Source organism: Paenibacillus sp. AR247 (genome assembly GCF_002968895.1).
GTDB lineage: Bacteria > Bacillota > Bacilli > Paenibacillales > Paenibacillaceae > Paenibacillus_AQ > Paenibacillus_AQ favisporus.
This window is the reverse complement of the sequence record NZ_PCZT01000009.1, coordinates 1,075,952-1,089,757: the sequence shown is the minus strand read 5'-3', so window position 1 is coordinate 1,089,757 and position 13,806 is coordinate 1,075,952. Positions and strand designations below refer to the sequence as shown.

Here is a 13,806-nt window from a genome sequence, read left to right as displayed (position 1 = left end):
CATTCTTGAATGGCGTGCGGTACCTGCAGGAAGACAAAGCCGAAACCTATTCGGTCGTCATGCATTCGGCCAACAAGCGATCAGCTACTTGCGGACGATCCATGAGCTTCCGGTGCAGGAGGCGTTGAGTTCAAGGGGCGGCAATGTAACGCTAGGTGCCTTGTAGTGAGCACCGGCATCGAACCAACAAGGACAGGCGGGAAGCCTGTCCTTGTTGGTTTTATTTTTTCTCAGCAGACAGAATGAGGAACATCGGCCGGCGGGTTTCGTCCTTCATACCAGGGTGATGCATCAATTTCGGGTCGGGAAGCGGCTCGCGAACCGCCGTGATGGCAAACCCGGTGCGAATTAAATCGTTGATGTAAGTAGAAAGGGTACGGTGATATTTAATGACATGATCCGTTAAAAACGCTGTGTTGCGAACACCTTCATCCTGATAGTGATCCACCGGCCAGTACAGCGGGCTGCCCTGGTCGTCCAGAATCCATTCCTGTTCGGGCCGGGACGTAAAAATAGGATGCTCCACCGAGAAGACGAAGGTACCACCCTGCTGTAAGCAGCTGTGTACTTTTTGGCATACGACATCAAACGACTGCACGTAATGGAAAGCGAGCGAGCTGAGGACGACGTCGAAATGGCCGTCGGGAAAGTCGATATCTTCGATCGGTGCCTGCAGATAGGTGATTGCCGGATCATCCGTTTGTTCACGTGCGGATTCCAGCATTTTAGCCGAAATGTCTACGCCAACCACCTCAGCTGCATGCTGTTCCCGCGCATACCGGCAGTGCCAGCCAAAGCCGCAGCCGAGGTCGAGAACCGATTTGCCCTGCAGATCCGGAAGCAATGCTTTAAATTCATGCCATTCCCCTGCAGCCCCAAGCCCACCGATGGACCGGGGCATCTCTTTATACGCCGCGAAAAAAGCGGAATCGTCATACTTGTTTTGCTTCATAACCGATGCACTCCTTTATTAGCTATTCACCTTTCCTCTTGTTTCCATCTGATCTAACTATAAATTGGGTGTGTCTTCCGGGTCAAGATGATGCTGGATTCAGAACATGTTATAACCTGGCATCGACTGGGTATATTGAGAAATAACATGTCTTACAAAAGGTGGAAAAACCATGAGATCCAACGCAACGGAGTCTTTCAATCTTTCAGCACGGATTACGTATTCCAGCCGTAACCTCTGGTCGGGATTTCTGGCCGGCATCGGATTTATCGCTTTTGTGGATGAGGTCGTGTTTCATCAGCTGCTGCATTGGCATCATTTTTATGACAAATCCTCATCGGCCGTGGGGCTTGTGTCGGACGGCCTGTTTCATGCGCTCAATTGGTTCGCGACGGTCGCCGGCATGTTTATGGTATCGGATCTCCGGCGGAGAAACGCCATGTGGCCGAAACGCTGGTGGGGAGGCATGCTCCTCGGCGTCGGCGGATTTCAGCTGTATGACGGGACGATCCAGCACAAGTGGATGCGGATTCATCAGATCCGGTACGTTGACAACGTCTTCGTATACGACGTCGTTTGGAATGTCAGCGCTGCCGTCATTCTGATCATCGGCATCATGCTGATCGTTCAAACGGGCAGATTAGCGAAACGGAAAACGGAAAGGGACGGTTAAATGAATATGACAGGACATCACGCAGGTCATGCTGCCGGAGGTCACCATGATGCCGGGACTGGAACTCTCCATGATGCGCTCTTTATCCTCTTATTTCTCGTGCTTATCGGCCTCTACACCGTGGCGGCGAATGCTTCGAAACGCCGGTTTAACAGATGGCCCGCCATGCGCACGATCTGCTGGATCCTTGGTGTCACTGCTGCGGCAGCAGCGTTAACGGGACCGCTGGCGGCAAGGGCACATGACGATTTTTTCTATCATATGCTGGGGCATCTGCTGCTTGGCATGCTCTCCCCTTTATTGCTCGCATGCTCTGCTCCCATAACCTTATTGCTGCGCAGCTTAACGATTTCGTCGGCGCGCAGGATGTCAGCCTGTCTGAAAACCCGGCCAGTGCGTCTGCTGAGCCATCCAGTTACGGCATCACTTTTGAACGTCGGAGGACTGTGGGTGCTGTATTATTCCGGATTGTATTCGGCGATGCAGCACCATGCGGTTCTTCATGTTTTGGTGCATGCACATATGATTGTCGCAGGGTACATATACGCCGCGGCGCTGCTCTGCATGGATCCCAGTCCTCACCGGACAGGATACGGATTTCGTGCAGGCATCCTCGTGTTATCTCTTGCCGGACATGGAATCTTGGCTAAGGTTCTATATGCATATCCGCCGGGAGGCGTCCCCATAGCTCAGGCTGAATCGGGAGCACAGCTCATGTATTACGGGGGAGATGCCGTCGACCTGATCCTCATCTTTCTGTTTTGTCTGCAGTGGTACAAGTCGGCACGGCCTGGCAAAAGGCACAAGACCGCTTCGTCCCCGGCCATTTCGTAAAATTGACTTTTTTAATAAAAGGAAACTGACCATTTCTATAGGGTCAGTTTTGTTTTATGTTGGTAGATATACGACTAAGAAAGGTTGGAAGTGGCGATGACAGAAGCGGTCAATCTAATGAATAAAGTCGGACAAGGGATTACTCCGCAGCAATTTATGGAACGTATGCAGGTCAGAGAAATGGTTAACAGCGGGATACCGAATACCGTTGAAAGGTTTTATGACAAATATCATGGATTCCGTACGCTCGATTCGGCCAGGCGGGGTTTGTTTGCATCTTCAGGCGAGCGTTTAGGCATTCGCTGCCTGATCTTGTGCACGGACTGGTGTCCGGATGTCATGTGGAACGTCCCCGTGCTGTTTCGGATCATGGAGCAGTCCAGCATCCCGGTTGAAGCGCTGATCATGGAAGAACATCGGGATACGATGGATTTGTTTCTGACTGACGGCGGAAGAGCCCAGCCTGTGGCGATTTTTGTTGACCGGGATGGCACCGTGCTCGGCAGGTGGGGGGCGCGCCCAGCCTACATTCAGCAAGTGATGGACGACTTTAAAGCCAGCCGGCCGGACCGGCAGTCCCCTTCCTATCAAGAACAGCTGAACCAAGTTTACCGGGACATCGGAGCTCTTTACCTTGAAGGCGACCGGTACCAGGATGTCATTTTGCAAGAGCTGGACGTGCTGTTTCGTCGTTTTGTTCAAACACCGTAGTGATAGTAAGAGATTAGGTGCCGAACCAAGCCTTTTTTAAACGAAGGATACCTTCTTCCATAACCGGAAGCGGAAGGCCGGCAAAGCCCAAATAAACGACAGGAAGGGGGGCATCGGGCGGGTCAGCCCACATACTGCGGAAATCATACACCCTGACCCGCTGCTGTTCAGCCCGCTGAATCAGCTCTTGAGCAGTACCATGGCGGCGGACGCTCAGCTGAAGGTGAAGCCCCGCATGCTGACCGGTAATATGGACTTGCTCACCCAAGTGAATGCGTATCAGGTCTATCAAATGATGATGCTTCCTGCGGTACAAGTTGCGTGTCTTCCGCAAATGTCTGTACCAGTGCCCCTCCCGCATGAACCGCTCCAGCGCCCACTGTTCCAGGCGCGAAGGTGCATGCAGCAGATCAGGGTGGAGGTTGGATAAGTTGAGCAAGAGTGTGGGAGGAACGACCATATAATTGATGCGGAGCGCAGGCGACAATGTCTTCGAGAAGGTACCGATATAGATAACCCTGCCTTTGTTATCGAGCCCTTGAAGGGAGGGGATCGGTTTTCCCTGATACCGGAATTCTCCGTCATAGTCATCCTCGACAATATAAGCGCCCGCCGTTTCGGCCCATGCGAGCAGACGTACCCGCTGCGAATACGGCATGATGCTTCCTGTCGGGAACTGATGCGAAGGTGTGACATATACGGCCTGAAAAGGAATTTTTGCCAGCTCATCCACAAGCAGCCCTTGGCCGCTAACCGGGACCGGAACCGCCTCCCAGCCGTATCCGTTCAATAGGTTCCTTACGAGATCGAAGCCAGGCTCTTCAAAGGCCACCCGCCGTACCCCGTCCAGAAGTTTAACCAGAATTCCGATGCTGTACGACATGCCGCTGCCAATGATGACTTGCTCCGGTGAACAGAGGACGCCTCTGGAATGAGCCAGATACTCCGAGATGGCAGCCCGCAGTCCCGGTTCGCCTCGGGAATCCCCATATCGACCCAGCTGTGCGGCCAATGGCTGTATGGCTTCTTTTAGCATTTTGTTCCATGTCCGCAATGGAAACGAATCTCCATCCAAATGGGTAGGGTTAAAATCGATCCAGTTCATGCCTTCTTCGGGTAAAGGCTCGTGAAAGTCGGGTACGGTATGGTTAGACTGCATGCGCGAAGCCGGAGATGCAAGGGCATTTTGTATAAATTCAGGGTCGTCCACCACGTAAAAGCCTGACTTCGGTTTGTTGATAGCATAGCCTTCGACCACCAGCATGTGATATGCGGTTTCGACAGGCGTCTTGCTGATATGAAGCTGCTGCTGAAGCGCCCGTACGGATGGCAGCCGGGTCCCAGCCGCAACTTTCCCTAAGCGGATTTGTTCGCGGATCAAATGATAGAGTTGAAGATATAACGGAGAGCCGGAATGCTCGGGTAGCAGAAGGTCAAACATGGGATACCGCCTTTGCGTAGGATTCGCTGATTCTTGTCCTCATCGTATCACAAGAGGGACTCGATCTGCAGCGATGGCCGCTACGCAAGTTGACGGATTTCTTGACCGTTATTTTGTTTGTAGATTCAGTGTATTTAGAAAAGGCTTCAGCTTGTTCACGACGTAGTGGCTGCCGCCGCGTGCATGTACATTTTCGATCAGTGCGGATATCAGGAAAGAAGATTGCTCCGCGTCGAAGGCGACGACGAATCCATTCTCCTCGCCCTTTTCGCCTTTTTTGGCTTTCAGCTCGGCTGTACCGGTTTTTGCCGCCAGCTTCAGCTCGGCAGAAGACAGCGCGTGAGCGGTGCCGCCGCTTCGGCTGACGACCTGCGTCAGTGCATCTTTTACCGTTCCGGCAACCTGTGGAGTGATGATTTGGATCGCTTGAGGAGATTCTTGATCTTCCTGCCGTAGAAAGAGGATAGGGGGGACAAGTTTGCCTTGCTGGGCGAAGGGTGTGAATGCGACCGCCACATGGATCGGGGACAACAGCATTTCTCCTTGTCCATAGGACGTATCCGCGAGCAGGACTTCCGAAGCCAGGTCCCGGTGGGAGGCGTTGGCATACTGGCTTGGCTTCAGGTTGATCATGTCCAGCCCCCAATTCTCGCCGAAGCCGAATTTGGATATGCCCTCGATAAATTTGCCGCTGCCCATTTCCAGCGCCTCTTGTGCAAAATAAATGTTGTCCGAATACACGAGGGCATCCACCATATTCACGGAGCTGAGGTCCTTCACCCGCGTGACATAGTACCCGCCCCAGCCCGCGTCTTTTTTCCAATGCAGACCGTCAATGCGGCGGGTTTTATCCGCTTTGGTTATGCCTTCGGTCAGGCCGGCAGCGGCCGTCACCGCTTTAAACACCGAACCCGGCGCATACCGGGCCGCGAACCGGTTAAAGAAAGGAAGCTCCGGATCCTTGGAATAGGCATCCCATTCCTGCTGTGAGAGGCCGGTGACCATTTGGTTCGGGTCATACGAAGGGGTGCTGACCAGGGCCAGCAGATCTCCATGCTTCGGGTTCATCATCACTGCCGCGCCGGTATCGCCGGACAGCGTATTGTACAGGTTCTGCTGAAGTGCGGAAGCGACCGTAAGGCGGAAGTTCTCGCCGTTCACCGCCGGCTTCTCGGCAACGATGCTTTTACGGTTCCCCTTCGAATCGGTTATTTCGATCAATCCCCCTTTCCGTCCCCGCAGCTGCTTTTCCAGCGATTGTTCCATTCCGGCCTTGCCAATCCAGTCCCCGGCTGCATAATAGCCGTCTTTATCGTTCTGCAAATCTTCCTGCGTCACCTGACGGACATAACCGGTGAGGTGGGCGGCGGCTTGGCCCAGCGGATAGTACCTCACTTCTTTCGGTCTGACCGAGACTCCCGGCAGTTTCTGGGACAGATCGGCATCGGGAACATTGGCCATTGGAACAAAATAATCCGGTTTGACCCATTTCTGCGCCAGCTTTTTTTGGATATATTCCACCGGAAGTTTGAAGTAGGCGGCGATGCTTGCGATCGTCTGATCCGGATGGTCTCCGAGCTCGGAAGGGGTAATCCCCCATTCGTATGCGGTGCCGCGGGTGGCCAGCGGGTTCCCGTCCCGGTCCGTGATTTCACCACGCTGAGGCGTCAATACCCGGACCTTTACTTTGTCGCCGGCGGACATCTCTGGTAGAATCAGAGAAGGATGCCACTCGATGGCCCAGACCTTATCGTGGTCTTGTTCAACCTGAACTAACTTCATATGGTAATCCCCATCAACATCACCGATCTGGGTATGCCAGGTGGCGGTATAGTCCATGGAATAATGATGATCCTCTTCGGACTGGAAGGCAGGCCCCTGCGTCACTTTAACGCCGGTAACGCCCATTCCGCTGAAGATCGATTGGTATTTCTCGACGAACTGCTCGCGGCTCATTCCCGATTGCTCAAGGGATTCAGGCGTCATGAGGTCGTAGAGCCTGTCAAATTTCATTTCTTTCAGACTGTTGAAGTAAGACTGCAGCGTCTGTTCGGGACCGGGTTCATCCCGCCCCTGGATAAACACGTATATCGCCATCCCGCTGGCAACCAGAAAAGCTAAAAGCACATATGTAAAAAATTGTTTTCGCTTCATCTTCATTGCTATAAACCTCGCTTTTGAAATATAATTCACAAGTAAACATGGAAACGGGTATAGGCTAACTATAAAATCAGCCGGGTAGGCAAACAATGGAACAAATCTGACGAATTTATCATTGACGGGAGAAAGAGACAAAGGAAAGTGAGAGGTAGATATGCCGGACAAAATCAAAATCATGATTGATACCGCCGGCCAGAAAGGCCATGGATCGTTTATTTACTTGGAAGAAGGAGAAACCGTGACGGTTGGTAGACATACCGGCTCGGAACAAGGGATGCTTGAGATATACAACCTGCTGGTATCTAAACAGCACTGCCGGATCGCGTGGACCGAAGAGGGGCTTCAAGTCGAGGATTTAGGCAGCAAGAACGGGACCGAGCTGAACGGCCAGCGCTTGAACCCCCATGAACCCGCTGCGGTGTCTCCGGGTGACCGCCTAACTCTGGTGAACGGACTGGTTGCTTTGGAGCTGGAGACGGTCATGGATTTGGAGGAAACGAGGGAGTATGTTTTTTCGGGGTGGCCTGAAGACGATGTGCGCTTGAATGACGATATGCAGAGCGTTCAGATTGATGAGGAGACGGTCCCGCTATCTAAGAAGGAATACCAGCTGTTTAAGCTGATGCACAGCCGGCTGGACCATTTTGTGACCCGGGACGAAATAATGAGATATGTATGGCCGGAGCGCTGCATCGATGATACTGAGCTGGTTGGCATTGACGAGGTCAATTCGCTGATTTACCGGACGAACAAGAAACTGCAAGGATATTTCGTCATCAAGTCGGTGTACAAAAAAGGCGTATATATGAAACGGGAGCATCAAGATGCGGATTCTGCAGTTAGTAGATGAAACGAGAGTAAATAGAGAAGCGGGAAGAACCCGCCCGATTTTTCGGGGGGTTCTTCTGCGTTTCCAGCTTATTTACGGGGGTCATTCATGCAGCTAGGATCGCTGCAAAACCTTCTGCTTGTTCAGCAGGATCACATTGTAAGTTACGTAATAGGCGAACATGATCAGCATCAATCCCGCGGACCAACTGCTGCCCATCCCGGCCAGCCGGTCGGACATCTGTGCTCCTTGCTGAAAATAACCCGATTGGATCATATCGATAATTCTGTAGATCAGCCGGCCAAAGAACAGCAGGGTTACGATACCGGCGATCCAGGCGCTGGAGCGGTACAGCACCTTGCCGTTGCGATGCTCAAACGCGGTTACCGTAGAGCTGTACCATGCCAGGGCGGTACCAAGCACAATCCCGGCGACATCGGAAACAAGACTGACGGGATGCATTGCTCCCTCGGCAAAAAAGATCAGTCCGACCAAACTCAGGATAATGGTCATCGTCCGGACCCGGCGAAGTCTCAGCTCCTGCCAGCCGAATGTCCGGCGGAGACGTAAATATATGCGGTACAGCACGAAAAAACCTATTATGATCCAAATGAGCATTTCAACACTCATCTTCGATTGCCTCCTTCATCATTTAGCCTGTCATCATCATATCCCGTTTTCGCCCGATGATTCGACTACCCGAGGATGGATCTTCACGATCGCTCGCCTATATCTGCAGATAGAGATTTGCTACCATCCGGCTTAAATGTTGGATTTTGTCCGCGGACCGAGCTACAATGTTAGAAATTACGCAGGCGATAAAGGAGGAAGACGGTCGGTGAAAAGCAACTTTTATGGCAGATTCCTGTCCATTGCGGCTGTCCTTCTCTTTCTGCTTGACCGGCAGCAGTTGTTTAGCGATCCTCCGGAGAAAATAACGCTGCATCTGATGATTTGGATCACCTTTACGAGTATTCTTCTGATCAGGAGATCATCGTGGACGGTAACACGGGCGATTTTTGCCGCTTCTCTGATCTCCGCGGAGTGTCTGATCGGGATCTTATGGTTTCATGAAATCAAGATGCTGTATTTTCTGGTGATTCTGCTGTTCGCTTGGGCGATGCGGTTGACGGCTTCCAAAGCTTATGTCCCCTTGATTATCGCAATGGTCGTATCAGCCGGATTGTACATCCGTTTTGGTGAAAAGGATGTGTTTGACTTTCTCTCCTTTGTACTGCTTGGACTTGTCCTATACTTCTTTATTCGCAGTCGCATGGAAAGAAGGCGCATCCACGAATTGAATGAGCGCCACTTGAAGGAGCTTCAAGAAGCTTATGAACAACTTCAGGACGCCTCTGCAACGGCAATGCAGTACGCTGTGCTGGAGGAGAGGGCCCGGATCGCCCGCGACATCCATGATGCGGTCGGCCACAGTCTGACGTCGCTTATCGTGCAGATGCAGGCGCTGCGTTATATGATCAAGCAGGATCCGGTGCATGCTGGGGATACACTGGAAGAGATGCTGTCCGTGGCCCGCCAAGGGCTGCAAAATATCCGAGAGTCCGTCCACGCTTTGGCAGGAGATCGTTCTTTTTCCGGCATGACGGCATTGAAATCATTGCTTATTCGGATGGAAGCAACAGCACCCATTAGTTATAACTTTCAAGCGGATATCAATGATGAAGATCTGACTACGGAGACGTATGAAACGTTGTTCCGCGTGCTGCAGGAATCTGTCACGAACGTCATTCGTCATTCGAATGCGACGCAGGTGGAAGTGAACCTTTCAGGGGGACACCATAAAATCACTATGATCATTCGAGACAACGGTACGCTGAATGGGGAACAAGGCATCAACGAAGGCTTCGGTCTGAAAGTCATGAGGGAGAGGCTGGAGGAGAAAGGCGGTAGTCTGCAGTACCGCATTCCGGAAAGCGGCGGATTTGAAATCGCTGCGGCTCTGCCGGCTGAAGACCGGCCACGGCCTGAGGCCGAAAGGAGGGATAAGGATGTCGCTGAGCGATAACATTAAGGTTTTGCTGGCCGATGACCAGACGATGATCCGCCAGGGATTCGGTTATTTGATCGGGCTGCAGTCCGATATGACGCTGGTTGGTGAGGCGTCGGACGGGGGTGAAGCCGTTGAAATGGCCACTCGGCTTGGTCCGGACGTCATTTTAATGGATGTTCAGATGCCCGTCATGTCGGGAATTGAAGCGACTAGGGAAATTATGAGACGGCTGCCAGAGATGAAGATCGTCATCCTGACGACGTTTGATGACCAAGAGTACATCTACCAGGGAATTCGTGCAGGGGCGGTCGGCTACTTGCTGAAGGATGCGGAAGTGGAAGACATGCTGGGGGCCGTCCGGTCTGCGCACCGGGGAGAAGCGGTGTACAAAACGGCGTTGGCCGCGAGCGCCTTGCTGCGCGTTGCATCCCCCGAGCAGCACTCGCAGCCCGAAGAAGCGGGCAAGAATCTGGCGGAGCCACTCACTGAACGGGAGCGTGAGATATTACAGGAGATGGCGTATGGCCTACGGAATGATGAGATTGCCCGCAAATTGGTCATTTCCGAAGGCACGGTCAAATCACATGTTCACCGGATCCTGCAAAAATTTGGCTGCCAAGACCGGACGCAGGTCGTGGTCATTGCGCTTCGCAGCGGTATGGTAAAATAAACAGCCAGCCTTCCCCTAGCGGGGAAAAGGCTGGCTGTTGTGTTGTTCAAAGAAGCTGCGGTACGCTTGCGTCGGATCTTCAAACCAATGGGCTATGCGGTCCGCCGTATTCTGGTCTGCTGCCGCTTGCATCAGAAGCTCGGCAATATGTCCCGGCAGCGGCTGGGTCATGGCGTTGGTCCATTCGGTCACGGCCTTGATATAAGGCTGCGTCCGGTTCCAATATTCGCTGCCGATAGACTCGTCCCAATCGGCATCCGCATGGGCCAGCAGCGTCTCGTACAGCTGCTCGGCAGCGTACGAAGCCGTATTGCAGCCCTGCCCGGTGATCGGGTCGGCAAGGAATACGCTGTCTCCGCATCCAAGGATGAGCGTGCCATTATGCATGAAATACGGACGGCGTACCGTGGGGGTGACGGCGGTCAGCAGATATGCGTTGTCGTCAATCAGCGCGAATTTGGCCGAATCGATCCGCCCGGCAATCTCAGGGAGGTGTTCCTCCACAATGCCAAGCATCCGCTCGGCAAAAGCATCCGGTCCCTTCACACCGACAAAAGCATCCAGTGCTCCGCCCGGAACCGCTTCAATAAACAGTATGGTGGCCCGTCCGTTTGATGTAACGGCAGGAATCTCGAACATTTCACCGGTGCCGGGCATCACCGTAATGGAAATGCCTTCGGGCTCAACCGGACGTATACCGGAGAAGTCGGGAAAACGCCGCAGCAGCGTGTTGACCGCAATCTCTCCCTCCAAGCGGGCGAGCGGGGCGCCAAGGCAGAGGTGTATCCCTTTCCCGAATGCCAGATGCGGGCTCTTGCCGCGGGTAATGTCAAACAGGTCCGGGTCCTCAAACTGGGCCGGATCCCGGTTGGCTGCATCGAGCGCGACGATCACGAGGTCGCCCCGCTGGAATGGCTGGCCCTTGAATTCCAAATCCTCGGACGCCCAGCGGGAGGTGCTGAATTCCACAGGGCCGTTGTACCGGAGCATTTCCTCGACGGCTCCCTGGATGAGTTCCGGCCGGTCCTGAAGGAGCATGCGCTGCTCCGGATATTCGAGCAGGGCCAGCACGCCGTTGCCGATCAAATTGACCGTCGTCTCATGGCCGGCGATGATCATCAGCGTGACCACCCCGTACAGCTCTTCCTCCGTTAACCGGTCCCCTTGGTTTTCCGCGATCACCAGCTCGCTGATCATGTCGTCACCTGGCTGCTCGCGGACTTTCGCGAACCATTCTTTTAGATATGCGATAAATTCGTTCATGTGACGGGTGACATCCTCGCCCATTTTCTGATTCGAGGCTTCAATAATAGAGTTCGACCACACCCGAAACTTGTCCTGATCCTCCGTGGGCACGCCCAAAATTTCACTGATGACGATGATCGGCAGCGGAAAGGCGTAATCGTCAATGAGGTTCAGATGATCCTTGCCGGAGACCGCATCCAGGAGCCTGTCTGCAATTTCCTGGATATGATCCCGCATGCTTTCGATCCGATGGGGCGTGAAGCCCTTTTGCACCAGACCGCGAAGACGTTTGTGATCTGGCGGGTCGGAGAACAGCATGTTTTTGGAGAACACGCTTGGATGCTCCTGCCCGCTGAATTTGGTCATGTCCTTGATGAACCTCGGATCTTTCAGCACGGCTGCCGCATCCTCGTAAGTGCTGATGAGCCAGCCGGTTTGCCCGTTCGGAAGCATGACTTTCACAACGGGATCGCTTTGACGCAGTTTCTCGTACACGGGGTAAGGGTTGCGGGTAAAGTCGCTTGTAAACAACGCATTTTTCGGAGTTTCGCTTGCATGCATAGACAATGGACTCCTCTCGAAAAAATGATAGATTGCCCTTTCATTATAAAAGAATGTGGGAACGATATCCAAAAAGCGCGTTCTAGCCTCTCTATCAACCTATGCAGCCCTTCCCGAAATATTTCGGATAACAACATCAAAACGGTAGTTTTTCGGTAATGTTTACCGTTTTTGTTCATTCCATTGGAGAAATCGTCATCTGCCGCAAGAAAAAAGAACATCGTTTTGTATTTTCTGCTCATATCCGGTGGAACGCTGCTTCGATAGTCTGAAAGGGCAAGATTCACCACATATCAAATGGAGGTTGTAGGCATGAAAAAATCGCAGCTGCGGGTCTGATCATCGCGATGCTGGGCAGTGTGCTGGCGGGCTGTTCATCCGGCGGCAAGAGCGGCGAAGATGCGGCAAAGGGGGCAAGTCCGGGAGGAGCGGCCGAATCGGCGACCTACCCATTAAAAACCGATGAAAAGCTGTCCTACTGGGGCGAGATCAACGGCAATCTGGTCGGAATCAAGGCGACGCATGACGAGATTCCTTTCTTTCAGAAATGGCAGGAAAAAACCGGGGTACCGCTCGAGTTCACCGCACCGCCGACCGGTCAAGTTAAGGAAGCCTTCAACGTCATGCTGGCCTCAGGGGATTTGCCGGATATGATCGAATACAACTTTATCGGCGATTTTCCCGGCGGACCGGAAAAGGCGATCAAGGACGGTTACATTTTGAAGCTGAACGATCTGATCGACAAGTATGCTCCAAACCTGAAAAAGTACCTGCAGGAGCATCCCGACATCGACAAAATGGTCAAAACGGACAGCGGCAGCTATTACGCGTTCCCGTTCATCCGGGGCGACGAATACCTGCGCGTATTCCAGGGGCCAATTATCCGGAAAGACTGGCTGGACGAGCTGGGTCTGCCGGTGCCGGAAACGATCGATGAATGGACGGCGACGCTGAGAGCCTTCAAAGAGAAAAAAGGAGCGGCCGCACCGTTTTCGGTAGTGAGCAAGCCGCGCTTTTTCAATGAATCCGGCAATGGCGCATTTATTGGTGCCTTCGGTGTGAACCGCGGGTTCTATCAGGAAGACGGGAAGGTCAAATTCGGCCCCGCCGAGCCTGGTTTTAAAGAGTATTTGAAACTGTTCCATGACTGGTATAAAGAAGGCCTGATCGACAAAAATATCGCGACGGCGGACACGAAGGCTGTCGACGGCAACATGGCATCTGGCGCTACCGGGGCCACGATCGGCAACGCAGGAGGAGGCATCGGCAAATGGCAGCCGCTCGTTGAGGCAAACGATCCGAAAGCCATTCTTGTTGCGGCACCTTATCCGGTGCTGAACAAAGGGGACAAGCCCAAATTCGGGCAGCTGAACCAGGCCTACGCGTCCGAAGGAACGGTAGCGGTCACAACCGCAGCCAAAGATCCCGCGCTCGCGGTGCGCATGCTGGATTACGGGTACAGCGAGGAAGGACATATGTTCTTCAACTTCGGTGAGGAAGGCGTCAGCTACAACATGGAGAACGGCTATCCGAAATTCACCGATCTCTTGATGAAAAATCCGGACAAGCTCGCTCCCGCCCAGGCGATCTCCCTGTATGCGCGCAGCAGCTATAACGGGCCGTTCGTGCAGGATAAGCGCTACGCGGAGCAGTTCTTTGCGCTCCAGACGCAGCGCGATGCGGTGGAGGTTTGGAAAAACACCGATGCGGCGAAGTACA

Annotated in this window: 12 protein-coding genes and 1 pseudogene; 7 read left to right on the top strand and 6 right to left on the bottom strand. The window is 53.2% G+C overall.

Annotated elements, in window-relative coordinates:
* Positions 1–220: 220 nt before the first annotated feature.
* Positions 221–952 carry a class I SAM-dependent methyltransferase gene (locus CPT76_RS13135; RefSeq protein ID WP_105443236.1) on the bottom strand — a complete coding sequence of 244 codons (732 nt, stop codon included), beginning with the start codon at positions 950–952 and terminating at the stop codon, positions 221–223.
* Between the two features lie 172 nt (positions 953–1,124).
* On the opposite strand from CPT76_RS13135, the gene CPT76_RS13130 reads away from it, so the two are divergent.
* From CPT76_RS13130 to CPT76_RS13120, 3 genes are all read left to right on the top strand, one after another.
* The gene (locus CPT76_RS13130) at positions 1,125–1,625 is read left to right on the top strand and encodes a DUF2243 domain-containing protein (protein ID WP_105443235.1); all 501 of its coding nucleotides are present in this window, start codon (positions 1,125–1,127) and stop codon (positions 1,623–1,625) included.
* Positions 1,626–2,459 (top strand): cytochrome c oxidase assembly protein, encoded by an 834-nt coding sequence (locus CPT76_RS13125; RefSeq protein ID WP_258168379.1) that lies wholly within the window; start codon positions 1,626–1,628, stop codon positions 2,457–2,459.
* 117 nt (positions 2,460–2,576) lie between these two features.
* Positions 2,577–3,170, top strand: a complete 594-nt coding sequence (locus CPT76_RS13120; RefSeq protein ID WP_258168378.1) for a thioredoxin family protein — start codon at positions 2,577–2,579, stop codon at positions 3,168–3,170.
* A gap of 13 nt (positions 3,171–3,183) precedes the next feature.
* On the opposite strand, the gene pdxR is transcribed toward CPT76_RS13120, so the two are convergent.
* Positions 3,184–4,611: a MocR-like pyridoxine biosynthesis transcription factor PdxR gene (gene pdxR, locus CPT76_RS13115; RefSeq protein WP_105443233.1), complete on the bottom strand. Its 1,428-nt coding sequence runs from the start codon at positions 4,609–4,611 to the stop codon at positions 3,184–3,186.
* Between the two features lie 108 nt (positions 4,612–4,719).
* Positions 4,720–6,771 carry a penicillin-binding protein PBP4(5) gene (gene pbp4, locus CPT76_RS13110; protein ID WP_181152829.1) on the bottom strand — a complete coding sequence of 684 codons (2,052 nt, stop codon included), beginning with the start codon at positions 6,769–6,771 and terminating at the stop codon, positions 4,720–4,722.
* Positions 6,772–6,925: 154 nt separating this feature from the next.
* Between pbp4 and CPT76_RS13105 the strand changes: the two genes are divergently transcribed.
* Positions 6,926–7,621: an FHA domain-containing protein gene (locus CPT76_RS13105; RefSeq protein WP_105443231.1), complete on the top strand. Its 696-nt coding sequence runs from the start codon at positions 6,926–6,928 to the stop codon at positions 7,619–7,621.
* Positions 7,622–7,714: 93 nt separating this feature from the next.
* Here CPT76_RS13105 and CPT76_RS13100 read toward each other — a convergent pair whose 3' ends face one another.
* Positions 7,715–8,230: a CcdC protein domain-containing protein gene (locus CPT76_RS13100; RefSeq protein WP_105443230.1), complete on the bottom strand. Its 516-nt coding sequence runs from the start codon at positions 8,228–8,230 to the stop codon at positions 7,715–7,717.
* Positions 8,231–8,438: 208 nt separating this feature from the next.
* Here CPT76_RS13100 and CPT76_RS13095 point away from each other — a divergent pair, with 208 nt between their 5' ends.
* Positions 8,439–9,626 carry a sensor histidine kinase gene (locus CPT76_RS13095; RefSeq protein WP_181152828.1) on the top strand — a complete coding sequence of 396 codons (1,188 nt, stop codon included), beginning with the start codon at positions 8,439–8,441 and terminating at the stop codon, positions 9,624–9,626.
* Positions 9,610–10,281, top strand: coding sequence for a response regulator (locus tag CPT76_RS13090; protein WP_105443228.1), 672 nt, complete (start codon positions 9,610–9,612; stop codon positions 10,279–10,281). Before CPT76_RS13095 ends, CPT76_RS13090 begins: the two co-directional genes overlap by 17 nt.
* A 15-nt stretch (positions 10,282–10,296) precedes the next feature.
* Here CPT76_RS13090 and CPT76_RS39595 read toward each other — a convergent pair whose 3' ends face one another.
* Both CPT76_RS39595 and CPT76_RS39590 read right to left on the bottom strand, forming a co-directional pair.
* The gene (locus CPT76_RS39595; protein WP_258168625.1) at positions 10,297–10,977 is read right to left on the bottom strand and encodes a styrene monooxygenase/indole monooxygenase family protein; all 681 of its coding nucleotides are present in this window, start codon (positions 10,975–10,977) and stop codon (positions 10,297–10,299) included.
* 6 nt (positions 10,978–10,983) lie between these two features.
* Positions 10,984–12,087 (bottom strand): annotated as a pseudogene (locus tag CPT76_RS39590) (cytochrome P450 family protein); the annotation flags it as partial.
* Positions 12,088–12,434: 347 nt separating this feature from the next.
* Between CPT76_RS39590 and CPT76_RS13080 the strand changes: the two are divergent.
* Positions 12,435–13,806 (top strand): extracellular solute-binding protein (locus CPT76_RS13080; protein WP_105443226.1); only part of this gene is annotated, 1,372 nt, incomplete at its 3' end.